The organism is Bartonella sp. B23, assembly GCF_053793815.1.
On record NZ_CP200033.1, the window covers coordinates 167,269 to 192,551 of the forward strand.

Genomic DNA, 25,283 nt, shown 5'->3' on the forward strand with positions numbered 1-25,283 from the left:
TTGCGAATTTTTAACTCCTCATTTTATAGCCTGATTCAGAAAGAGAGTATCATCCGTTTAGTTTTTGGCGAAGGAAAAACTTTCTTTTTGGTCATTTTTTCAAATTTGTATTGAAGGGGATATTCGTACCAGTTTTTTTGATGAAGACAGTTTTGGTATCACAATCTTTTTGTATGTGAAATCGTTGGAGGATTTTCGGAGGATAATATTTTATCGCTATTAAAGCATGAGGATTGATACTGTGTGGCTTCATTATTTCATAATAATGACAATATTGATTTATATATTAATACTTTTTTATTTTTTATTTTGCATAAATAGCTTTCAATTACCACTTGTATTAAAATTTTACTAATCGGTGGCAATTAACCATATACTTTTTTTAAAGATACATTTAAAACCCATTTAAATTTTGAATACTTCGAAGATGTGGGAATGTGTTGTGTAAGATGAAAAAAAACTATTGGACTGTTTTTGTGATCTGTTTTTTGGCACCGTTTTTCGTTGTGGGGTGTTCTTCGAAACATTTTGGTGCTGGTAGAGTGAATGAAAATAAGAAGACAAAAACAGTAATGTATCCATTAACTGAACGCCAATGCCTTGTGCGTGCAATGTATTTTGAATCGAATCGGACAAGTTTTGAAGGAATGATTGCTGTTGGAACAGTTGTTATGAATCGTGTTAATTCAAGCGCTTATCCAAAAACGATTTGTGGTGTTGTTGGTCAATATAAACAATTTGCCCCTGGTGTTTTAACGCGTCCTATGACGGAGCCTGCATCTATTGCCCGTGCTGAAGAGGCAGCTGATGCTGTTTTACGTGGCAGAAGGGATAAAAAACTTAAAAACGCTAAGTTTTTTCATACAGCAGGTTTGTCTTTTCCTTATAAAAATATGCATTACGTTCTTGTTTCTGGAGGGAATGCCTTTTATGAAAAGCGCTCACGTGATGGATCACTTCAGGTTCCTACTAATGATCGTCCTTATGATGTTTCTTATGCTTTTGCTCAAGAACGTTTTGGCACTTCATCGAGTTTTATGGATGCAAGTGCAGCAAGTAAAGAAATAAAAGCAGAGGAAAAACAAAATGCATCTTCTTCACAAAATGCATCTTCTTCAATAGAAGTAGCGCAGGCAAACAAGGTACGTAGCACGCCTTTTGTTACAGTACAACTTGATAAAGTTCCCATTCCCGCATATGCACCTCATCGTGCAGATAGGGAAGAGGAAAGAAAGTCGATAGTGGCCTATGCTATGCCTTCACCATATCAGTTAAATGCGATTGTTACCGTGTTAGAAAAACAGTACAGAAGCCGGTAATTTTTTCACAATCAAAGAAAGACATTAGTAATGTACTTTGATATTTATGAGACAATTTCGCCTGAAATGCTTAATCGTCTTGCAGAAATTGCAGTAAAAGTTGGGCTAAATTTACAAGAAGGACAGGATCTTGTTTTGACTGCTCCAGTTTCCGCATTACCTTTTGTTCGGCGTATTGCATACCATGCCTATAAAGTTGGTGCTTGTGTAATTACACCATTTTTTAGCGATGATATGTTATCGCTTACACGTTTTGAAAATGCGCATGCTGCTAGTTTTGATCATGCGCCTTCTTGGCTGTATGAAGGAATGGCGAAGGCTTTTGAAAATGGGGCTGCGCGTTTAGCTGTTGTTGGTGATAACCCTTTGCTGCTTTCCAACCAGGATTTTGATAAGGTTGCACGCTTAAATAAGGCTACTTCGATAGCTTACAAGCCTGCTCTTAAAGAAATATCGGATTTTTCTATAAATTGGTCAATTGTTGCTTATCCAACCATAGGGTGGGCTGAGGCGATGTTTCCTTCTCTGCCGCTTAATGAAGCGATTAAGAAGTTAGCTGATGCAATTTTTTCTGCTTCACGTGTTACAGAAGAGGATCCAGTATATGCGTGGACTGTGCATAATGCGACTTTGAAGCAACGGTCATCTTGGCTTAATGAACAGCGTTTTTCTGCTTTGCATTTTAGAGGGCCAGGAACTGATTTAATGGTTGGTTTGGCAGACAATCATGAATGGCATGGTGGTGCATCAGCTGCTAAGAATGGTGTTGTCTGCAATCCTAATATTCCGACAGAAGAAGTATTCACCACTCCTCATGCGCATAAGGTTGAAGGTTTTGTTCGTTCGACTAGACCTCTTTCTTATCAAGGAGCGCTCATTGATAATATTGAGGTACAGTTTGAAGCTGGGCGTATTGTTAATGCACGTGCTTCAACGGGTCAGGAAATTTTACGGCAGGTTTTGCAAAGTGATGAAGGTGCAAATCGATTGGGCGAAGTTGCTCTCGTTCCACATTCTTCACCGATTTCTAAGAGTAATCTTCTTTTTTATAATACACTATTTGATGAAAATGCTGCATGTCATATTGCTTTAGGGCAGTGTTATTCGAAGTGTTTTTTAGATGGGTCATCATTGACGGCAGAGGAAATTGCGGCACGTGGTGGTAATAAGAGTGTAATTCATATTGACTGGATGATTGGATCAGGTGATCTTGACATAGATGGCATTACGCAGGACGGTATGAGAGTTCCAGTATTTCGTAAGGGTGAGTGGGCTTAATATTGCTATTTTTTTCGATGTTATTGTTGGAAAGTGCATGATTATTAGGAAGATAGATGCCTGAGCTTCCTGAAGTAGAGACAGTTCGTCGTGGACTTGAGCCTGTTGCCACTGGTGCAAAGATTATATCTGTCACGCTTAATCGTAGAAATTTGCGATTTCCTTTTCCTGAGGCGTTTTCTCAGCGGCTTATGGGCAGGACGGTTGTAGAACTTGGTCGGCGTGCGAAATATTTGTTGTTTCATCTTTCGCAGAATGAAACGATTTTGAGTCATTTAGGAATGTCAGGATCATGGCGCATAGAGGATGATCTTTTAAGAGAAACATCTTTTGCCGAAAGTAAATTTGTTAAGCATGATCACTTTATCATGGATGTTCTAGCACAAGACGGCAAAGTTTATCGTCTCATTTATAATGATTCTCGTCGTTTTGGTTTTATGCTTTTAGCAGATACAAGCAGCCTTTATGAGCATCCGCTTTTAAAGAAGCTAGGGCTTGAGCCTATGAGTAATGCGTTTTCTGGCAACTATTTACAGGAGGTTTTTGCTAATAAAAGAATATCCCTTAAGGGAGTTTTGCTTGATCAGTCTGTCGTTGCGGGTCTCGGGAATATTTATGTTTGCGAAGCTCTTTGGCGTAGTCGCTTATCTCCACAGCGTGGTGCATTTACATTAGCATTGAAAACCACGCGTGCACGTAAATTTGCAGATTGTTTAGCACAAAATATACGCGATGTGATTGCTGAAGCAATTCTGTCTGGTGGATCTTCTTTACGTGATTATATGCATGTAGATGGCTCGCTTGGTTATTTTCAACACACTTTTTCAGTCTATGGACGAGAAGGCAAGGAATGCTTGCAGTGTGGAACGCCTATTGTACGTATTTTACAGTCTGGGCGTTCGAGTTTTTACTGTTCACAGTGTCAAAAATGAATAAGGTGTCTTGCAAAATCCTACAAGAGGCTTAAAGTCATATTTACAATTACACAAGGCTTGAGAGTTTTTTTATGCTGAATAAAGTGCTAACACATCTTGATAAGAATATAGAAAAGAGCCTTGAACGCCTTTTTTCTCTTTTGCGTTTTCAATCGATTTCTACAGACTCTGTTTATAAGGATGCATGTCGTAAAGCTGCTGATTGGTTGGTAGATGATTTAAAAAGCATAGGTTTTGAGGCTTCACGGCGTGATACACCAGGTCATCCAATGGTTGTCGGGCATCATCCAGGGCCTTCAGATGATTGTCTGCATGTTTTGTTTTACGGACATTATGATGTTCAACCTGTTGATCCGCTGAATTTATGGGAAGATGATCCATTTATACCTTCTTTAAAAGAGAGAGGTGGGGAGAAAGTGATTTGTGCTCGTGGGGCTTCAGACGACAAAGGTCAGCTCATGACGTTTATTGAAGCGTGCCGTGCATTTAAGGAAGAAATAGGGCATCTCCCTGTTAAAGTTACTATTTTATGTGAAGGTGAAGAAGAAAGTGGTTCTCCTTCACTTGCTCCTTTTTTGAAAGCAAATAGCGATGAGCTTAAGGCTGATTGTGCATTGGTTTGTGATACGTCGATGTGGGATTCGGATACACCATCTGTTTCTGTTGCTCTCCGCGGGATTCTAGGAGAAGAGGTCATTATCACAGCGGCTAATCACGATTTGCATTCTGGTTATTTTGGGGGAGCAGCAGCCAATCCCATTCGTATTTTAGCCAAAATTTTGGCAGGACTTCATGACGAAAATAATAGGGTGACGTTGCCTAATTTTTATGATGGAGTAGAAGAAACACCGCCACATATTTTGCAATCATGGAATGATCTTAATTGCAATGCTGAAAATTTTCTTGGTCCTATAGGGCTTTCCATCCCTGCTGGTGAAAAAGGACGGAGCATTTTAGAGCTGGTATGGGCGCGTCCTACAGCAGAAATTAATGGTATTAGTGGTGGTTATGAGGGAGAAGGAATCAAAACGGTTATTGCTTCTCAAGCAAATGCAAAGGTATCTTTTCGTTTAGTGCATAAGCAAGATCCAAAGAAAATACGCCAAGCTTTTCGTGATTATGTGCGCAGTCTTATTCCTGCTGACTGTACAGTTGCATTTAAGGAGCATGGTTCTTCTCCAGCAATTCAGCTTTCCTATGATTCTCCCTTTATCGAGGCAGCGAAAGATGCTTTGTCACAAGAGTGGGGCAAACCGGCTTTGTTAACAGCCATGGGTGGCTCGATACCTATTGTTGGAGACTTTCAGTCAATCCTTGATATGGAAACTATTTTGGTTGGTTTTGCACTGGCTGACGACCGTATTCATTCGCCTAATGAAAAATATAATCTAAAATCATTTCACAAAGGACAGCGATCTTGGGCACGTATTCTTGCGACTTTAGCAAATAGGAGGGTGAATGACTGAGATTCGCGTTCATCAAGGTGATTTACCAAACTTAGATAACTATCAAATTGATTCCGTTGCAATTGATACTGAAACTTTGGGATTACAACCGCATCGTGATCGTTTATGTGTTGTTCAGCTTTCTCCTGGAAATGGTACTGCTGACGTTATACAGATTGCTAAAGGACAAAAGAGTGCACCAAATTTGGTCAAATTGCTTGAAGATAAGGAAATCACCAAAATATTTCATTTTGGGCGTTTTGATCTTTCTGTTTTAGCGCATACATTTGGCGTTATGCCGGATGTGGTTTTTTGTACAAAAATTGCTTCAAAACTCACGCGTACCTATACGGATCGTCATGGACTGAAAGAAATTTGTAGTGAATTGCTAAATGTGAATATCTCAAAACAACAGCAATCTTCAGATTGGGCTGCTGAAACTTTGTCACGCGCGCAAATTGAATATGCTGCGTCGGATGTTTTGTATTTGCATCGTTTAAGAGATGTATTTGAAGAGCGCCTAAGACGTGAAGAGCGAGGAAATGTTGCAAAGGCATGTTTTCAATTTTTACCTATGAGAGCAAAACTCGACCTTTTGGGATGGCCGGAGGTTGATATTTTTGCGCATAGCTGAATTTTAAAATGAGCTTTTAAAATCGGAGTCATAAGAAGTACAATGCAAAAGAACGAAATGTCCGTAATATACGGGTATTTCGTTCTTTTGTCGTCTTTTTGTGAGAGTATTTTATGACATAATTTTTAGTTTAATAAGTGTTGTTAAATTTAAAGATTATAGGATAAAAATAAAATTATAAGGATTTGCTTTTTTGTATTTCAAACAGCCGTTAGTTAAAAAATCGACAGTATTATGGTGAGACTACAGGTAACACATTGACTGAAGACTTAATATATTAACACTACCACGATGCATTGAGCAATATAAGAATAAGATGAAAAAAATCTCTCCGAAAGAAGTGCGTTAGTGAATACGTGTATAATTGGTTTTACATTTAAACGGCACATTGTATTCTTAACTTGTTGCAAAATTAGTGATTTTTGTGTTGGCATTGAAAGTGCATAGGGTCTAGTTTTTTAATTTCATTTTTTATCGATCAGTATATTGTTTTTTATGGAAGCTTAAAGTAAAGGTACTATGTAAAGCACATTATGATATTTTAAATGGAGGAAGATTTGTGAATCTAAGATATTTTACTGCAGCTTTTGCTATTTTTATCTAAGTTTTTGTCGCTCAATGGAGGGCAATTCCGTTCTTTCTTCAAAGCTGATATGAGAAATGACCTCTGTTATTTTTTTAAAGTTCTCTGTTGAATGAACAGAGCAGTGGTGTGTTACCTAAAATTTTTCAAAAATAGTTTTTTGTGTTTGTAATAGTAAATGCGAAGCAGTTGTTCCTTTGGCAGCTGTATCATATCCGGTTTAGGTAAAGAGTCCTAAGATGTAGGAAAAACTCAAAGATCTCAAAATGATCATGGGGTAAGGTGGGATTTAAATAAGCGCAACAATGGTATTAGGATATGCGATTTTGTGTAACCAGTGGATTTTGGAGAAGAAGGGTGCTTTTTCGAGCTTAATAAAGTGGGAAAGGAATTCTGTTTATTTGTGTTTTTCGCCATAATGCCGGTTTTGTGATGCCAAAAAATATAACAAGTCAAGCTGTTATGTGTGTGGTGATGCATGATTAAAGCTGGATGTGTTTTTTGTATAATTTTGGTGGGGATTGCACTTTACAATAGCTGCCAGTGTGTATTTTTCATGAAGAATGTTGTTTTCAGATTTTGGAGCGCGCGCATAAGATAGTATTGAATTTCATCGAGAGAATAATAATTTCCGCGTTGGTATAGTTTACAGATTCCCATTGATAGATCTAAACGGTTAAAGGAGGGGAATTTGTGGTTTTTTTGTTTTTTTTATGAGTGTATCATTTTTGCTACAGATATCTGTAGAGGGGGCTCTATATGGAATTGCGTGTTCAGATATTCAGCTATGGAGGAAAATTATGAATATGAAATGGTTAATAACAGCTTCTGCTTTCGCTTTTGTATCAGCTTCAGCAGTACATGCGGCAGATGTTATTGTGCCGCAAAATCCTACACCCGTTGCGCCGGTTATTGTTGCTCCTACTTTTTCCTGGACAGGTTTTTATGTTGGTGGGCAGATTGGTAGTTTTTCAAGCAAAACTAAAATGGATATTCTTTCTGCAGGAAAAAGAATTCCTGTTAGTGAAAATTTCGTACCTAAACCATCTGGTTTCATAGCTGGTCTTTATGCAGGTTCTAATATTGATATCGGCAATGGCCTTGTTTTAGGTGTTGATACAGATATTATGTGGTCTGACAAAGATGACACTAAGACACTAACAACATACGAGATTGCTCAAAATCACATAGCATATGTTAATAAGATGCTGCAAGATGCTGGTATTGATCTTGGGGGTAAAGTACTCAAAGCTGGTGATAAACGAGTGAATAGTTTCACTTATAAAGAAAAGTGGGCTGGCGCTACGCGAGTGCGGATTGGTTTTGCTGCTGAACGTATTATGCCTTATGTTGCCGGTGGTATTGCTTATGCACGTCTTCAAGACATTTCGTCGATATCAATAACAGAAAAAGATACAGGTCAAGTAATAGCTTCCGGTAAGTTGTTTGATGAAAGCAAGACGTTTACTGGTTACACCCTTGGTGCTGGTGTTGATTTTGCAATGACCAATAATTTTATCGTTCGTGCAGAATATCGTTATTCGGATTTTGGTAAAAAGAAATTCTCAAATGAGAAATATGAAACTTCTTACAAAACCAATGATTTTCGTGTTGGTGTAGCTTACAAATTTTAACATATTGTGAGTTAAATTATTTTTAACGCATTGTAAGTTAAATATTAGGAAGTTTATTTTGGCAGCATTTTTGGTGTTTTTTGTGGTTATTATATCACATAATGCATATTATTACATACATAGAATGCTGTCATGTATTGATTTTAGTTAAAGGAAGTGTGTAAACAACAGATAGAAATTTTACTGTAAAACCAATGATTTATTAATTTTATGTAATTTACAAGCTTTCGTATAAAACGAAATTGCTGAGGGGCTCCGTTTTTGAGCGGAGCCTTTATTTTATGGCTGTGCCATTTTTGCTACAGATTTTTTTTGCGCTATTATATAATATCACCTGCACAAACTAAATTAGGAGCAAAAATTTATGAATATAAAATCTCTAATAACAACTTCTGTTATCGCTTTGGTTTCGGTTTCTGCTGCACAAGCTGCTGATGTTATTGTTTCTAATGAAGCTGTGCCAGCAGTTGTTACTGCCCCTGCATTTTCTTGGACAGGTTTTTATCTTGGTGCTCAAGTTGGGAATTTTTCAAGCAAGTCTGAGATAAAGGTTCCAGGTGCAAATGGTAGTCCTTTCGCTAAAGATGATACACCTAAACTTTCTGGTTTCATCGGTGGCGTCTATGCAGGTTCCAACATAGAACTTGGCAATGGTTTCATTTTCGGGGTTGAAACGGATGCTGTTTGGTCTGGACGTGAAGAAACAAAAACGAGAAATAAAAGAGTCCTTTTAAGTCCGCTAGATGCTCACGACCTGAACGGTTTATTCGCAAGTTCTAGCACCACCGCCTCAAATGCAGAATTTAGACCCGATGACATCGTTGAAGATCATAACACTTACAAAGAAAAGTGGTCCGGTGCTACACGGGTACGTGTTGGTTTTGCAACTGATCGCTTTATGCCTTATGTTTCTGGTGGTATTTCTTATGCGCAGCTACAGGGCATTCATTCGGTTATAGGGTCGAGAAATGTGGATGGTAAAGCTGAAACTGTGAGTCGTGGTAATTTGTACGACGAAACAAAGATGATGGTTGGTTACACCCTTGGTGGTGGTCTTGATTTCGCAATGTCCAATAATGTTATGTTGCGTGCGGAATACCGTCATTCAGATTTTGGTAAAAAGAAATTTGCAAATGACACACAGGAATTTAACTACAAGACCAATGATTTCCGCGTTGGTGTAGCTTACAAATTCTAATTTAGTATTCTAAATTTAGTGCAAAACTAAATTATTATTATTGCAAAACTAAATTTCTAAAGAGGTTCCATCTTTGATGGAACCTCTATTTTTTGTGAGTGTGATATTTTTGCTACAGATATTTTAAAGCGGATGTACTATATATGTTACGTTTTGGATATTTGGAGATACTTTATGAACACGAAACGTTTAATAACGGCATCTATTTTTGCTTTAATTTCATCATCTGCAACACAGGCAGCAGATGTGATGGTTCCGCATCAGCCAACACCAGTTACTTCATCGGTTTTTGTTGCTCCTGCTTTTACTTGGACCGGTGCTTACATTGGTGGTCAAGTTGTTGGTTTTTCAGGTAAAACGGATATCAATGTTATTGATAAAGGTAAGAATGCGCCACTGACTAAAGATTTACTACCTAAACTTTCTGGTTTTGAGGGTGCTGGCCTTTACGCAGGTTCTAATATTGATCTTGGCGATAACTTTATTTTTGGTATCGATACAGATTTAATGTGGTCTGGACAAAAATACACGAAGGATGTTATCCTAAATATATCTGGTAATGCTACAGTAGATAGTGTAGTGGCAAGATCTGGTGGATCAGTACGGTCGGCATCAGCATCACCGGCTTTGAATCAACCAAGACCAGTAGCATCAGGAGCACCAGGAGCACCAGGAGCACCAGGAGCACCAGCAGCACCAGGAGCACCAGCAGCACCAGGAGCATCAGGAGCATCAGGAGCATCAGGAGCATTAGGAGCATCAGCAGCATCAGGAGCACCAGCAGCACCGATGGAACATGCTGCAAATGGGGCGGATGCTGGTCGCGGTCGTCATGGTGGTTCTCCACATGCTGCTCATCCGTATGGCGCTGGTTATGGTCATCACAGCGCAGAGAGGATGGTTGGAAATGGTGCGAGAGCTCTTGGTAAGGACAACAACAGTGGGAGTCTGTATGATTTAGAGCGGTTGAGAAGAGAGTTCTCTGAGCTTAGTCCTGAGCCAGGTAGCAGAATTGAGGCTTTAAGTCATACTTTAAAGCAAAGTTGGGCTGGTGCTACACGGTTGCGTATTGGTTTTGCTGCTGATCGTTTTATGACTTATATTTCTGGTGGTGTCGCTTATACGAAACTTCAGGATATTGTGTCAGTATCATTTAAGAAAGAAAGTGAAAGAGATTTAGAATCCAATAACTTAATTGATGAAACCAAGACAATGATTGGTTATACTCTTGGTGGTGGTATTGACTTTGCAGTTCTAGATAATGTTGTTTTGCGTGCAGAGTATCGTTACTCTGATTTTGGCAAAAAGAAATTTGCAAAAGAAAAATTTGAAGTTGGCCTTAGAACCAATGATTTTCGTGTTGGTGTAGCTTACAAATTCTAATTTTTTGAAAATAAATTGCAAAGAGGCTCCACCTTGGTGGGGCCTGTATTTTTTTAAGAAAATCATTTTTTGGTTTCCTTTCTTGATGGTTTCGTGATAAAGCCCATAAAATATAATGATATATCTTCTTGATCGCTGCTTAATACGAACGATGAGCTCGGCTTTCCCTATAGATTAAAAAACCAGAGTTGCAGGGTCCAGGGAAGTTATGCAAAAATGAAATCGTAAAAGTGGACAGGAATACTTCACAATGGTTGTGAAAAATGAAACAGTAGATTATTCAAAAACTCTTTATTTACCACAAACAAATTTTCCCATGCGTGCAGGGTTGCCACAAAAAGAGCTTGAATTAATAGAGCGGTGGGAGGATATGGAGCTTTATGCGCGATTGCGTCAACAAGCGAAAGAGCGTCCATTTTACATTCTTCATGATGGTCCACCTTATGCAAATGGGCATATTCATATTGGCCATGCTTTAAACAAAGTTCTAAAAGATGTGATTGTTCGTTCATTCCAAATGCGCGGTTTTAATGCAAATTATGTTCCTGGTTGGGATTGCCATGGACTTCCAATCGAATGGAAAATTGAAGAAAAATATCGTGCACAAGGGAAAAATAAGGACGATGTACCCCTTAACGAATTTCGTCAAGAATGCCGTGAATTTGCACAACATTGGATAGCTATTCAAAGTGAAGAATTCAAACGTCTTGGTGTTGTTGGAGATTTTAAGACGCCATATACTACAATGGCTTTTCATGCGGAAGCGCGCATCGCCGGTGAATTGATGAAAATTGTCATGTCAGATCAGATTTATCGTGGCTCAAAACCTGTGATGTGGTCTGTTGTGGAGCGTACAGCTTTGGCTGAGGCAGAGATTGAATATCACGATCATGAATCAGAGGTTATTTGGGTTAAGTTCCCTGTTATTAAAGCCGATTCTGATGACTTATGTGGTGCTTATGTTGTGATTTGGACAACGACTCCGTGGACAATTCCTGGTAATCGTGCGGTTAGTTATTCGTCAAAGATTTCTTACGGTATTTATAAAGTTGAAAGCGCGGAAAATGATTTTGGTCCTCAAGCTGGGGAAAAATTTCTCTTTGCTGATGTGTTAGCTACGAGCTGTGCAGAAAAAGCAAAACTTGTTTTGAAACGTTTACGCGTTGTTTCTCCTGATGAACTTAAAACGCTTATTCTTTCTCATCCACTCAAAGGTTTTGCTGGGGGATATAATTTTAAAATTCCGCTGCTTGACGGTTCGCACGTAACAGAGGGTGCTGGTACAGGTTTTGTTCATACAGCGCCAAGCCATGGGCGTGAAGATTTTGAAATTTGGAATGCTTATAAGTCTTTATTGGAGAAGGTAGGTATCGATTCCTCTATACCTTTCCCCGTTGATGATGCTGGTTTTTATACGAAGGATGTTCCAGGTTTTGGACCAGACCGTAAAGAAGGGGCTGTGCGCGTCATTGATGATAATGGAAAAATTGGTGATGCTAATAAAGAGGTTATTAACGCTTTAATTAAAGCAGATCGGTTGTTTGCACGCGGTCGTTTAAAACATTCCTATCCTCATAGTTGGCGTTCGAAAAAACCTGTTATTTTCCGCAATACACCACAATGGTTTATTTCAATGGATAAGGATCTTGGCGATGGTTCAACCCTACGCAGTCGTGCTTTAGAGGCTGTTGCGAAGACGCGTTTTGTCCCTTCTTCGGGTCAAAATCGTTTAGCTTCTATGATAGCAGATCGTCCTGATTGGGTTCTTTCTCGCCAGCGGTCTTGGGGTGTTCCAATTTGTATTTTTGCCAATGAAAATGGTGTTGTTCTAAAAGATGAGCGCGTGAATGAGCGTATTTTGCGTGCTTTTGAAGCAGAAGGGGCGGATGCGTGGTTTGCTGAGGGGGCACGTGAGCGTTTTTTAGGTGATCGTGCGCATGAGCCTTGGGTTCAGGTTCATGATATTCTTGATGTTTGGTTTGATTCTGGAGCAAGTCATAGTTTTGTATTAGAAGATCGGGCTGATTTGAAATGGCCTGCCGATGTTTATTTTGAAGGGTCTGATCAACATCGTGGGTGGTTTCAGTCTTCTCTTTTGGAAAGCTGTGCTACGCGCGCCTGTTCTCCTTACAAGACGGTAATTACACACGGATTTACTTTGGATGAGAATGGCAAAAAAATGTCTAAATCTTTGGGAAACACGGTTGTTCCGCAAGAGATCATTAAAACATCTGGTGCTGATATTTTTCGTCTTTGGGTCATGACAACGGATTATTGGGAAGATCAGCGTTTAGGTAAAAAAATTCTTCAGACAAATGTGGATTCATATCGTAAATTGCGTAATGCGATCCGTTGGATGCTTGGGACGTTGGCGCACGATGAAGGAGAAGAAATATCTTATTGCGCATTACCAGATCTTGAAAAGCTTATATTGCATAGGCTTTTTGAATTCGATCAGTTGATTAATCAAGCTTATGATGAGTTTGATTTCAAAAAGATTATGCGCGCATTGTTAGATTTTTCAATCATTGATTTATCGGCATTTTACTTTGATATCCGTAAAGATTCTCTTTATTGTGATGCACCTTCATCACAAAAACGTAAAGCTTCTTTACAGGTTATTCGTGAAGTTTTTAAACGAATGGTAACATGGCTTGCTCCAATGTTGCCTTTTACAATGGAAGAGGCTTGGTTGGAGCGTTATCCAGAAAGTCATTCAGTGCATTTGGAGCAATTCTGTTCTGTTCCAAGGGAATGGCAAAACAAGTCTTTGGCTGAACGTTGGAAAAAAGTCCGACAGGTTCGTAAAGTTGTAACGGGTGCTTTAGAGCTTGAACGGGCTAACAAGCGTATTGGATCATCTTTAGAAGCTGCGCCTATTGTTTTTATTTCTAATCCAGCTTTACTTAAGGTGTTAGAGAATTTGGATATGGCGGAAATTTGTATCACGAGTACTTTAACAATTAGTCAGGATGTAGCTCCTGCGGATGCTTTTACTCTAAGTGATGTTGAAGGTGTTAGTGTGTATCCGGGGAAGGCGTTGGGAAGAAAATGTGCTCGATCATGGCGTTATACACAAGATGTTGGAAGCGATCCAGCTTATCCTGATGTATCTGCTCGCGATGCGGCTGCTTTGCGGGAATTGCAAATGCTCGGCAAGATTTAAGATTTTAAGATCAAGAGGCAGAAGTACAGAGTTACAAAGAGCGCCATTACGGTTTAGATTCTGTCATTGATGCATGTGGTCTTTTATGATAATGACGGTACCTATTATTTTTCTGTAGGTGATAATGTGTTGACAAGATCTCTGATAGATCGTGGGAAGATCGATCGGCCATATACTTAGGAAAATTGGATAAGCAGTGAAAAAACGTGAAGTAAAAATATTGCCAGCGAGCATTTTGGGCATGTGTTTTGTTTTAACAGGATGCGGTCTATCTGCTCCTACCTATGGTACAGATAAGGCAGTTTCATTACAGTTTTTTGAAGATGTTGCTAATCTTGCTTCACTAACATCGAAAAATGACAACAGTCAGCTTGTTATGAAGTCTCGTCCAAAACTTGTGATGCCGAATCCTGGTTCGCACGGTGTTTTACCGTTGCCACAGCAGGATAACTCTTTTAGTGGAGTATCAACATCGGAGCAGCGTTTTGATGGAAATAGGGGTTCTGTTGTTACAAAAAAAGTATCATCAGTTGATGAAAATGCTGATACTGTTGACTCAAAAAGTATTTCACGGTTGAATGCGAAACAACGGCAGAAGTATTTACGTCGTCAAAGAGCACAAGTCGGAAGTGCAAAATATCGTCTACATCTCACTGAGCCACCTTTAAGCTATCGTCAATCGGCAAAGATTGCGCCTGTTGGAGAATAAGAGTTCAGGCGTTAAATGAGTAAAGAAAAAGTTCTCTAGAGATTTGTTCTGATGAAAAGAAGGGCTATAGCCGCAGATTTCTCATGTTTTTAGGTATGATTGATGGTAAGAAAAGGAATTGTTTTTAACGCCGCTTTTGTGCAAAAAAATCTTGAAGAAGCTGAGCGGCTTCTTTTTCTTTAAAACCAGAATAGATCTCAGGTCTATGATGACAGGTTGGTTGTTGATAAAAGCGTGGACCATGTTCAATAGCACCTCCTTTAGGGTCGCTTGTTGCGTAATAGAGACGCCGTATGCGTGCAAATGAAATGGCTGCGGTACACATAGCACAAGGTTCAAGTGTTACATACAAGTCGCAATCAGGAAGTCTTTCGCTTTGGAATGTTTCACAAGCCATACGAATTACCCGCATTTCTGCGTGTCCTGTAGGATCATGCGGGAATTTTATGGAGTTACCAGCGCGTGCAATAATTGTTTTTCCATGCGTGATAACGGCACCTACAGGGACTTCGTCTTTTTTTTTTGCCTCTTGCGCTTCTAAGAGAGCCATTTCCATTGGTGTTAGAGTCATCATGTTCTTCCTTCTGAAGTGTAGGGGGATTGAAAAGTGTTCTCTATAGAGAGAAGAGTACTGTAAAATAAATAAGCTATAATCTTTTTTAACAAAGGAATATTGCTTTTTAAACATTTAAAATCAACCTGCAAGTAAACAGGTGCATTATTGCCGCTAAAGGATAGAAAATGATAAATGATTGTGTTACTTCCCATTTTCAGGATAAGCAGTATAGTGCAGGAAGGCGATTTTTTGAACATACTGGAAAAGATTGGTGTGAAGAGCAAATGAATGAAAATGAAAGTGAACGGATTGCCAAGAGGCTAGCACGTGCTGGCGTTGCCTCGCGTCGTGATGCAGAAATGATGATTTCTGCAGGTCGTATTGTTGTTAATGGTAAAGTTGTGACGACGCCTGCTTTTAATGTTACCCACTCTGATATTATTAAAGTTGACGGCAAACCTTTGTCTCCTATAGAACGAACACGTTTATGGCTTTACCACAAGCCAACGGGTCTTGTCACAACGAACCGTGATCCTGAAGGTAGACCAACAGTATTTAGCCACTTGCCGAAAGGAATGCCTCGTGTTCTTTCTGTGGGCAGGCTTGACATTAACACGGAAGGGCTTTTGCTGTTAACCAATGATGGTGGTTTAGCACGTGTATTAGAGCTTCCTTTAACGGGATGGGTGCGCAAATATCGAGTTCGTGCTCATGGAAGAGTAAAACAGAGTGCACTTGATAATCTTAAAAATGGCATCGCAGTTAATGGTATTTTCTATGGTTCGATTGAAGCATCGATTGAACGTGAACAAGGGTCAAATCTATGGCTTTCTGTGGCTTTACGTGAAGGAAAAAATCGTGAAATAAAAAATGTTCTGGGTGCATTAGGATTATCAGTTAACCGTTTAATTCGTATATCTTATGGTCCATTTCAGCTCTCCGACTTGGAAGAGGGAGCAGTTCGTGAAATAAAAGGTCGGATGTTACGTGAGCAGTTAGGCGAGCGTTTAATTATGCAGGCCAATGCAGATTTTGATTCTCCTATCCTTAAGCCATTTTCGAATTCTGCTGTTGTTTTAGAAAAACAAAGTGATAAAAATCTTTCTGTCACCAATGACAGTTGGATTTTCTCGAGTGGAAGAGATGTGCAACGCAGGCAGCGAAGTGGTTCTGTTAAGCATGATCAATCAAGATTGGGTACAAAATCTGATGAGAAATTTACGCGTAAGGATAAGATTGAAGAAGAAAAAGCAGAGCGTATTTTGCCTCGTTCGCGCCGTTCTAATGTTTGGATGGCTCCTGGTGCACGTCCACAAAGTGCGCGTAAAAAATCTCCCTTTAGTGAGAAGCTCTCTCATGAACATAAAAGCAATTTAGCTGGTCAAGGATTTTCCCATAAAGATAAGGAAAAGCTATCAAAAATTCAGCTGCAAGAAGAAAAGGGCGCATGTTTTGATCAAAAACGTGGTAAAAAATCTTACGGTGAGGCGCGTGTTTCCGGCAATAATGGTCGTTTTTCTAGTAAAGAAGAGAAATTTACGAAAGGCTGTCATGATGAGCGTTCTTTTGAGAATAAGCGAAAAACGAAATCATTTTATGGTGTGATGAAAAAATCTAAATCATGTGTTGGTGATGCAAAAACATCGAAGCTATTTGGAGGGTCGCGTGCGGGTCGTTGGCGGTAAGTTTGCAGGACGTGTTTTGTTTGCGCCTGTGGGGCAGTCAATTCGCCCAACGAGTGATCGTACGCGTGAAAGTCTTTTTAATATTCTTGCGAGCCGAGAAGAACAATTTTTGACCAATAAACGCATTCTTGATCTTTTTGCTGGGACTGGTGCTTTAGGCATAGAGGCTTTATCGCGTGGCGCAAAAGCAGCAGTTTTTGTTGAAAATTCAGTTGATGGGCGTGGATTGCTTCAAAAAAATATTGAATCTTTTAAATTGCAGTCGATTGGACGTATCTTGCGTCGTGATGCAACAAAATTAGGAAATATTGGAACAATTCTTCCGTTTGATGTTATTTTCGCAGATCCTCCCTATGGCCATTATTTAGGTGAGCGTGCTTTTGTAGAAGCTCTGAGAGGAGGATGGGCAAAAGCTGATACACTCTTTGTGCTTGAAGAAAAGAAAGATGCAGTTATTCATTTACCTGATATTTTTTGCTTAGATGATGAACGTTTTTACGGTGAGACAGCAATACGTTTTTATAAACTACGTTCGTAACTTCAGGCTTAAAAAGGTTTTCATTTTTATCTGATAGGATGAGAGAGGTTGTTCTGTGTATCTTTTTTCATAGCACTTTTTTTATGAAGAGATTGCTTCATTAATTAGCGGCTGTTTTTAAAACAATGCAAAGATTTGGAAAGCTTTTATTTGCTTATTTTTCATTAGTAGCACACAATTTCTTATTTTGAACACGGTACATTTAAAGATATATAGCGTGGTTTGAGTGATTTTCTCCTGATCATCACAATATGCCAATTTCAGGCAGGAAGTATAAGCAATATTAAATACGGTGAAGCGCTTATGTGATTGAGATATGCACGCTTTTTCATTATGGTAAAAGTAGGGGACAAGCCTGTTCATGAGTTTTTTTACCAACGTCTTTTAACAACAACTATTATAGATCATGCAGGAAATGAATCCGATAATTTTGCAGCATGGTTTGATGATAGCGGCAATGATTTAGAGGTTCCTCAAAGGAAGAGTGATATGCAGGTTACTTTTGGTATGAGGGCAACATCAGCGCTTTTATAGGGTATTTTGTTGTTGAATCTGTTATGAATATCAGCGGTCATGATGGAGAAATCTTGCGTATCTGTGGCAAAAGCGCTTCCATGCGTTAAGAAATCAAAGCACAAAGCAGTAAGTATTTTGATAATCAAACCGTTGGTGAGGTTGTTGAAACATTAGCCAAGCATCATGGTTATCAAGCAAAAGTTAGCTCAAAATTTTACCAATATCCTTTGTCTTATGTTGTGTGCACGGATTAATCGGCACTCGATTTTTTGACACGCTTTGCTGATCGAGTGCAGGCACGTTTCTTAATCAAAGATCATAAGTTCTTGTTTTTAAGTGATGACAATTTACCGCCGATCGAAATCCATAAGCATCACCGTTTTCATTAGGAATTCAGAGTAGAGCCACGAACATAATATGGTGTGGTTGAAGCCAGTTATTTTGATCGAACCAAAGGGCAACAGTTACAGATTCAACATCAGACAAGTTACAAAGGTTCCACACGGTATTTGTGCGGTTGTTATAGCTGTAGGAAGAGGCTCTAGTCGCCGCCACCTCAGAAGGAGAGAGGCTTTGTCGTGCTGTTGGAAGTTGTTTGTTTCTGTTAGAGGTTCACCCAGAAATCATGGCCAATCAACCTTTTTTCTCTGTGGGTTTCGTGGGGAAATGAATGGACAATGGAAAGCCTCTACGGTGCCCCATCGCCATGAAAAAGCCAGCAACTATACCACAGAAATTATCCTAGAAGCACCAAAAAAGGAAAGAGGAAATAGTAAACAATAGAGGCTTGTCTTGTTATCCAGCCAACGGGAACAGTTTATCGATAAAATTGTCCGATGCCAAAAGACATAACATTGCAGCCATTTTTTATCACTCAAAGCAATGAGAAGAAGGCACTTATGGATGGAAGAAGTTAAGAAATTATGGACACAATTTATTCAGAAACATCACAATCTGTTTTTGCTGTGACACCAGCAGCTGTTTATGTTTGTGGCAAGGGAATATTGGCCAAAATCCTTGTCAAAATTTTGAATAGATTCCGCACAATGCTTATGCTGAACTTTTATTGGAATGGGAGGAATTTTCTTTAGGAGAACATTGATACCAGTTGTGGAAATCATCCCTGATCGCTCAGGGGAGATGTGATCAATTTTTTCAGAGTTTTGCAACGCCATTATCGGCCTTTTATGGATATGCTAAAGTTCCAAATCAGCAGCCGTTAGGCATTGCTACTGGTCTTGCCTCGTGTGAAAAAAAAGCCATTTATTATCTTGCCAGCCTTGTTTTTTGATAACACGCGCTCTTGAACAAATAAAGGTAAATGTTGCTTATTATGAAAATTCTGTTCAATTGATTGGTATTAGCTATGAACCACTGGGGGCTATACACCATGCCATTTCCGATTTTGCTTCGCTTCGTGCTATTCATAACATACAGCATCATTGCTTCGGCGGATAATAAAGAAACAGAAGCTGCAATTCTCTCGACATTTATCAATTCTGCGCCTGTTTATACATGCTTAAGAAAGTATCTTATTACAAACATTCATGAAGATGCTTCAAAAACCGATATTAGAAAAGTTTATGCTATAAAAAAAGGAAAAGATACTTTTTTGCTTGCTACTGGAGAGACCGTTCGAGATTTATCTCGATTCTGCTGAAGAATTCGAAAAATATGAAGTTATAACAACAGTTGTAAGTATACCAACAATTTGATCTTTGGACAATACATCTGCGTGAAAACCACGCAAGCTTCACAGATCTGTTATTGTCTGTGAAGAGCATAGCATAAATGGAGGATTTGGAGATACAATTGCTAGATTACTTATGGAACAAAGTACCGCATACAAATTTGTATCGCTAGAAATACAGAATGAACCAATCTGCAATGAAAGCTAACTAGACATTTTAGTAAATTATGGAGTCAACCAAGATAATATAATGAAAATTATTTTAGCAATGAAATAATATACAAAAACGCTAAATTGCATCCAAATAAACTCCCAACGAAAATACCATAAACCATTAAGAACACGAAAACAAGAAACACAAACACATAAAACCGTGCTTTTCTTACTTTTAGTGAAACAACTTCCTCTATTTTCTGAAGAGGGTATGATGCACCTTTTTCATTTTGCAAAAGCATCTATATTCACTAAACTCTCACCTGTAATTTCCTCAACTGTTTGTGCACCGGTCAATGTCATAGCCACTCGCATCTCATTAGCAAAAAGATCAAGGAGGTGAGCAACACCTCTCTCCCCCGCTGCCGCAAGCGCATAAACAAAAGCACGACCAATCATAACGGCATCCGCACCTTGTGCTATCATGCGTACAACATCAAGCCCAGAACGGATACCAGAATCCACTAAAATGGTCAAATCACTTTTTACAGCTTCTGCAATTGCTGGTAATGCGCGTGCAGTTGATAAGACACCATCAAGTTGACGCCCTCCATGATTGGAAACAACAATACCATCAGCACCAAATTGTACTGCTTCTCGTGCATCCTCTGGATCAAGAATACCTTTCAAAATCATTTTTCCCTTCCAAAAGTCTCGAATCCATTGCAGATCACGCCAACCAATTGATGGATCAAAATTAGCACCAAGCCAACCAACATAATCGTCCAATGCGATCCTCTTTTGTAAGTAGGTAGAAACATTTCCAAGATCATGAGGACGCCCCATAACACCAATATTCCAAGCCCAATGGGGATGAGTAAAAGCTTGTAAAATACGGCGTAACCCAGCATAAGGTCCTGACATCCCTGAATGCGCATCACGATAACGCGCACCAGGAACCGGCATATCAACTGTAAACACCAATGTTTGCACATCAGATGCCCAAGCACGCTCTAATACATCACGCATAAATCCACGATCTTTGAGCACATAAAGTTGAAACCAAAATGAGCTTCCAACTGCTTTCTGGACTTCTGCAATAGAACAAACTGAAACTGAGGATAAGGTAAATGGAATACCTTTTGCAACGGCTGCATGCGCAGCTTGCACCTCGCCGCGGCGTGCATACATGCCCGTTAATCCAACGGGTGCAAGTATAATTGGCAAATTAAGTGTTTGATCAAAAATCTTTATTGAAAGATCAACGTTACCGATTTGTTTCAGAATCCTTTGACGTAGTGCAAGCGCTTGAAGATCAGTACAATTACGTCGTAACGTTTCCTCAGCATAAGCTCCACCATCAATATAGTGAAAAAGGAAAGGAGGAAGTCGACGTTCTGCTGCTTTGCGGTAATCAAATGTTGAGGAAATAATCATGAGTAGCACCAATATTCCTGAATGAAAAGTATAAACACATTCTAAAACTAATAAGGATTAACCCGCACGCCTCCTATTTGACGTTCTCCCAAAACACTTCATTCAGTAGATGCAAGTAATTAAGATTGCAACTCAAAAAATACATAAATGAAAACAAAATTTTTATTGCTCTTCTTTAGATTAAGAATCTGTGGGTGCAAAATCTTAATCAGTAATTTACAAACGCGCACGTTATTAGTATATATCGAAAAATCAATAATTAAGATGCGATATCTTTTTTGTAATCAATGCCCTCTGAGAGATATTTTTTAGTTATCTATTACAATTTTAAAGCGATATCCTCCTTATATAGCTGTAAAGACATCTTACATTATAGCCCATAAAAGCCGTATAGTTAGCTATTGAGTATGTATTACAAAAACTTCCTACAAAGGTAAAAAAACCGTTAACAAAAATAAATCAATCTATTACAAGCATACAGAATGTTTTTATTTTATAAGTTTCTTGCTCATCAAAATTTATTAAAACACATATTCTTTGACTTAATTTAGGGTACTTTAAAGAATTTTAAATATGAGTATGTATAAATGGAAGAATATCATTTAACGATATTTTATATGAAAAAAGACGTGGTATTTTTATTTAAATTTTTTTAAATAGAGCGAGTGCTAATAACCAATTTCACATATTCAATTTGAAAAATGGATACACTAACAGCTATCACATTCATGAAAATGAAGTTTTTCCTTTATTCAAATACGCGCTTCTTGCAAATGCTTTATCAAAGCTCGTGTTTTCAAACTATTTAAAATGCTTGGACAATTTTAATCCTTGAGCTTGATAATGAGATCCGGCATTATGTCCGTATAGTTTAGACGGTCTATTGAGCATATGTTCATACATTAAACGACCAATAATTTGACCGTGCTCCAAGATAAATGGAACCTCACGGCTGCGTACCTCTAAAACCGCTTTTGCTCCTTTCCCTCCTGCCTCCATATGCCCAAAACCTGGATCAAAAAAACCTGCGTAATGCACTCTAAATTCACCAACTAAAGGGTCAAAAGGTGTCATTTCAGCTGCGTAGAGCGGGGGAACATGGATGGCTTCTCGTGAGACTAAAATATAAAACTCATCAGGATCAAGAATTAGTTCCCTTTGACCGCAGTCAAAAAGAAGTTCCCAAAAATCTAGAACGTTTGCAACAGCGTGTGTGTCGACATCAATAACACCTGTGTGATGTTTACCACGATAACCCACAAGCCCATTTTCATTTCCTTTTAAATTAACGGAAATTCCAATACCACCCGCACTAATATTAGGCAAATCATCTGATATCAGTGTTTCATTTGTATGCAAAGCATGCAGCTCAATTTCATTTAAGCAACTGTAACCTTTGCGAAATCGGATTTGAGATAAACGTGAACCATTGCGCACCAAAATTGGAAATGTGCGTGGGCTAATTTCAAGATAGAGTGGGCCATGATAACCGGCATAAATCTTATCGAATTCCTGTGCATTATCAGTAATCACACGCGTAAAAATATCTAATCGTCCAGTAGAGCTTTTAGGATTAGCAATGGCCGATAAAGTTTCTGGCAAAGCCAAACTTTCTAAAAGAGGAACAATATAAACACATCCTGTCTCCAAGACAGCTCCGTCTCGCAAATCAAATTCGTGCAATTTTAATCGTTCGAGTTTATCTAAAACTTTTACATTAATCCCCGGCATAAAGGAAGCGCGTATACGATAGGCTTTGTCCCCTAAGCGAAGATCAAGACTTGCAGGCTGTATTTGATCTGCATCAAAAGGCCAAAGAGCTTTGAGAATGCCATTATCCATCAAAGTTTGTATATCACTATCTGCCAAAATACCGCTTACATGCGCCATACGTTTTGCCTTTCATTTTTACGTCATTTTTTTGGCTCAGATGATTGATTAGCGCAAGCTATTTTAAGGCGATAAAATTATTTCTCTCCGATTTTGCCAATCAATTTGTTGCTACAATTCACATAAGAATTCTACAAACAATAAAATAACACTTAGTACAACATTTTTTGAAAGTAAATTAAGAGTTATTTTGAGAATAATCTCATATGTCTTCCCCATTCTTGAATGTTGTACAAATAATGCTATCATAACTCAAAACTCTTATATAATCTGCAGGAATTTTGTTAGAATTTATTATGATCATACGTCATCTTAGCGAAAATGTTATTAATCAAATTGCTGCCGGTGAAGTTATTGAACGGCCAGCGAGTGTTGTCAAAGAACTCGTTGAAAATGCTGTTGATGCAGGAGCAACTCGAATCGAAATTGTTACGGCAAACGGAGGAAAAAATTTTATAAAGGTGAGCGATAACGGCTATGGTATTCCAGCAGATCAGTTAACTTTAGCAGTTTCTCGTCATTGTACCTCAAAAATTACCAATGACGTACACAATATTTGCTTCCTAGGGTTTAGAGGGGAAGCTTTACCATCAATTGGTTCTGTTGCTAAACTTAAATTAATCTCACGAACACAAGATGCTGATAATGCTTCTGAAATTGTTGTTACAGCAGGAAAAATTGTTGGACCAAAGCCAGCTGCTGCAAATTTTGGTACGATTGTTGAAGTTCGTGACCTTTTTTTTGTCACTCCAGCACGGCTAAAATTTATGAAAACTGATCGTGCTGAAGCAAATGCCATTACTGATATGGTTAAACGAATTGCCATCGCATTTCCATATATCCGCTTTTCTCTTTCAGGGCCAGATAGAACTTCTATAGAACTTCCTGCTACGGAAAATGATACGCAAGGGCAATTACAACGTATTACGCAGATCATGGGAAAAGAATTTTCTCTTAACAGTATTGCACTTAATACTGAACGCGAATTAGTGCGTTTAACGGGGTTTACTTGTTTGCCATCCTTCAATCGTAGCAATAGCCTTTATCAATTTGCTTATGTGAATGGACGCCCAGTGCGCGATAAATTTCTCTGTGGCGCAATTCGAGCAGCCTATGCTGATGTCATGACACGGGATCGTTATCCTGTATCTATTCTTTTTATTGATTTACCGCCCGCTGATGTAGATGTCAATGTTCATCCCGCCAAAGCAGATGTACGATTCCGTGATTTAGGGCTAATTCGCGGTTTAATTATTGGGGCAATTCGTGAAGCATTGTACAAAACTGGTGTTCGTCCTACTTCAACATGTTCTGAAGCAATGTTAGCTGCATTTCAAACACAACAGCCACTACAAACCGTTAAAAATATGCATCAGCCTTCTTCTTATGGTTCACAACATCATCATTTGGCATCCGCATTAATGATTCATAAACCATTAGATATGACCAGCCCCCTTTATTTTAAAGAAGATACCACCCCTCTTATAGAAGGCTTAGATACACCAAGCGGTGATGCCTACATTCCAAGTACCGCGTCATCATCAGAAGAATTGTCTTATCCACTGGGAGCAGCCAGAGCACAAATTCATAAAAACTATATTATTGCTCAGACTCAAGATAGTTTGATCATTGTTGACCAACATGCTGCTCACGAACGATTGATTTATGAAGCACTTAAGAATGCACTTTATTCCAAACCGCTTCCATCACAATTATTGCTCATCCCTGAAATTGTAGAGCTCTCTGAAGAAGATGCAACATGCCTTTTAATGCACAAAGATGCTTTGCAGAAGTTTGGTTTGGGAATAGAATCATTTGGGCCTGGTGCAATCGTTGTGCGCGAAACACCCTCCATGTTAGGAGAGATCAACGTACAAGCACTCATTAAAGATCTTGCAGAGGAGGCCACTGAATATGATACCACAGACAATTTAAAAGCAATGCTTGATTATGTTGCAGCGACTATGGCTTGTCATGGTTCTATACGGTCAGGGCGTCTTTTGCGTCCTGAAGAAATGAATGCATTGTTACGACAAATAGAGGCAACCCCTAATACAGGAACGTGTAATCATGGGCGTCCTACTTATATTGAACTCAAATTGGCTGATATAGAGAGGCTTTTTGGTAGAAAATAAAATTTCTATTCACCACTTTAGCAAGAAAGAAATATTTTTAATTCATTCTAGACTTTATAGACATCTTATGGCACTTTAATTTCTGGAATCTCTCACAAAAATAGAAAGAGAGTATAAGGAATGTTTTCTGGTGATGAACGTGAAGCAAAAATTCGTTATTCTAATAATGGGTATAAAATCATAGAATATGGAACATATACTCTTTGTGCTGTTAGTGGACAAAAAATCCCGATAGATAATTTAAAATATTGGAATCATAATCGCCAAGAAGCATACGCTAGTTGTGAAATTTCTTATCATCGTGAACTTGAATGCAATCCACATCTCAGTCAATTATTAGAAACACAGAAAAAATAACTGGTCGAAAACCATGAATTCAGCTTTTTTTTAGAGATGTAA

18 protein-coding genes and 2 pseudogenes are annotated in these 25,283 nt (G+C 38.7%); 17 read left to right on the top strand and 3 right to left on the bottom strand.

Features of this window, described 5'->3' with window-relative positions; all coding sequences use genetic code 11:
* Nucleotides 1–449: 449 nt before the first annotated feature.
* The 10 genes from V4B17_RS00665 (at nt 450) to V4B17_RS00710 (ending at nt 14,284) form a co-directional block, all read left to right on the top strand.
* Nucleotides 450–1,319 (top strand): cell wall hydrolase, encoded by an 870-nt coding sequence (locus V4B17_RS00665; RefSeq protein ID WP_455479613.1) that lies wholly within the window; start codon nt 450–452, stop codon nt 1,317–1,319.
* 30 nt (nt 1,320–1,349) lie between these two features.
* Nucleotides 1,350–2,597, top strand: a complete 1,248-nt coding sequence (locus V4B17_RS00670; protein WP_455479614.1) for an aminopeptidase — start codon at nt 1,350–1,352, stop codon at nt 2,595–2,597.
* Between the two features lie 56 nt (nt 2,598–2,653).
* A complete protein-coding gene (gene mutM, locus V4B17_RS00675; RefSeq protein ID WP_455479615.1) occupies nt 2,654–3,529 on the top strand; it encodes a bifunctional DNA-formamidopyrimidine glycosylase/DNA-(apurinic or apyrimidinic site) lyase in 876 nt (291 codons plus the stop codon).
* 74 nt (nt 3,530–3,603) lie between these two features.
* Nucleotides 3,604–4,998, top strand: a complete 1,395-nt coding sequence (locus V4B17_RS00680; RefSeq protein ID WP_455479616.1) for a M20/M25/M40 family metallo-hydrolase — start codon at nt 3,604–3,606, stop codon at nt 4,996–4,998.
* Nucleotides 4,991–5,611, top strand: a complete 621-nt coding sequence (locus tag V4B17_RS00685) for a ribonuclease D (protein ID WP_455479617.1) — start codon at nt 4,991–4,993, stop codon at nt 5,609–5,611. Before V4B17_RS00680 ends, V4B17_RS00685 begins: the two co-directional genes overlap by 8 nt.
* Before the next feature lie 1,383 nt (nt 5,612–6,994).
* The gene (locus V4B17_RS00690) at nt 6,995–7,828 is read left to right on the top strand and encodes an outer membrane protein (protein ID WP_455479618.1); all 834 of its coding nucleotides are present in this window, start codon (nt 6,995–6,997) and stop codon (nt 7,826–7,828) included.
* A gap of 364 nt (nt 7,829–8,192) precedes the next feature.
* Nucleotides 8,193–9,026: an outer membrane protein gene (locus V4B17_RS00695; protein ID WP_455479619.1), complete on the top strand. Its 834-nt coding sequence runs from the start codon at nt 8,193–8,195 to the stop codon at nt 9,024–9,026.
* A 174-nt stretch (nt 9,027–9,200) separates the two neighbouring features.
* Nucleotides 9,201–10,409, top strand: a complete 1,209-nt coding sequence (locus V4B17_RS00700) for an outer membrane protein (RefSeq protein ID WP_455479620.1) — start codon at nt 9,201–9,203, stop codon at nt 10,407–10,409.
* A 250-nt stretch (nt 10,410–10,659) separates the two neighbouring features.
* Nucleotides 10,660–13,575 (top strand): isoleucine--tRNA ligase, encoded by a 2,916-nt coding sequence (gene ileS / locus V4B17_RS00705; protein ID WP_455479621.1) that lies wholly within the window; start codon nt 10,660–10,662, stop codon nt 13,573–13,575.
* 196 nt (nt 13,576–13,771) lie between these two features.
* Nucleotides 13,772–14,284, top strand: coding sequence for a hypothetical protein (locus V4B17_RS00710; protein WP_455479622.1), 513 nt, complete (start codon nt 13,772–13,774; stop codon nt 14,282–14,284).
* Nucleotides 14,285–14,408: 124 nt separating this feature from the next.
* Here V4B17_RS00710 and V4B17_RS00715 read toward each other — a convergent pair whose 3' ends face one another.
* Nucleotides 14,409–14,855 carry a nucleoside deaminase gene (locus V4B17_RS00715; RefSeq protein WP_455480146.1) on the bottom strand — a complete coding sequence of 149 codons (447 nt, stop codon included), beginning with the start codon at nt 14,853–14,855 and terminating at the stop codon, nt 14,409–14,411.
* A 269-nt stretch (nt 14,856–15,124) separates the two neighbouring features.
* On the opposite strand from V4B17_RS00715, the gene V4B17_RS00720 reads away from it, so the two are divergent.
* From V4B17_RS00720 to V4B17_RS00740, 5 genes and pseudogenes are all read left to right on the top strand, one after another.
* The gene (locus tag V4B17_RS00720; protein ID WP_455480147.1) at nt 15,125–16,525 is read left to right on the top strand and encodes a pseudouridine synthase; all 1,401 of its coding nucleotides are present in this window, start codon (nt 15,125–15,127) and stop codon (nt 16,523–16,525) included.
* Nucleotides 16,506–17,063, top strand: coding sequence for a 16S rRNA (guanine(966)-N(2))-methyltransferase RsmD (gene rsmD / locus V4B17_RS00725; RefSeq protein WP_455479623.1), 558 nt, complete (start codon nt 16,506–16,508; stop codon nt 17,061–17,063). Before V4B17_RS00720 ends, rsmD begins: the two co-directional genes overlap by 20 nt.
* 333 nt (nt 17,064–17,396) lie before the next feature.
* Nucleotides 17,397–18,362 (top strand): annotated as a pseudogene (locus tag V4B17_RS00730) (late control protein).
* 140 nt (nt 18,363–18,502) lie between these two features.
* Nucleotides 18,503–18,799, top strand: a pseudogene (locus tag V4B17_RS00735) (DNA adenine methylase); the annotation flags it as partial.
* Between the two features lie 146 nt (nt 18,800–18,945).
* Nucleotides 18,946–19,239 carry a hypothetical protein gene (locus V4B17_RS00740; protein ID WP_455479624.1) on the top strand — a complete coding sequence of 98 codons (294 nt, stop codon included), beginning with the start codon at nt 18,946–18,948 and terminating at the stop codon, nt 19,237–19,239.
* Between the two features lie 468 nt (nt 19,240–19,707).
* Here V4B17_RS00740 and lldD read toward each other — a convergent pair whose 3' ends face one another.
* Complete coding sequence (gene lldD / locus V4B17_RS00745; RefSeq protein ID WP_455479625.1) at nt 19,708–20,859, bottom strand: FMN-dependent L-lactate dehydrogenase LldD; 1,152 nt, start codon at nt 20,857–20,859, stop codon at nt 19,708–19,710.
* A gap of 801 nt (nt 20,860–21,660) precedes the next feature.
* On the bottom strand, nt 21,661–22,749 hold the full coding sequence (locus V4B17_RS00750; RefSeq protein WP_455479626.1) for a 2'-deoxycytidine 5'-triphosphate deaminase: 1,089 nt from the start codon (nt 22,747–22,749) through the stop codon (nt 21,661–21,663).
* Between the two features lie 296 nt (nt 22,750–23,045).
* Here V4B17_RS00750 and mutL point away from each other — a divergent pair, with 296 nt between their 5' ends.
* Entirely contained in the window at nt 23,046–24,884 is a 1,839-nt protein-coding gene (gene mutL, locus V4B17_RS00755; RefSeq protein WP_455479627.1) for a DNA mismatch repair endonuclease MutL, read from the top strand.
* A gap of 120 nt (nt 24,885–25,004) precedes the next feature.
* A complete protein-coding gene (locus V4B17_RS00760) occupies nt 25,005–25,241 on the top strand; it encodes a DUF2093 domain-containing protein (protein ID WP_455479628.1) in 237 nt (78 codons plus the stop codon).
* The last annotated feature ends 42 nt before the right edge of the window (nt 25,242–25,283 follow it).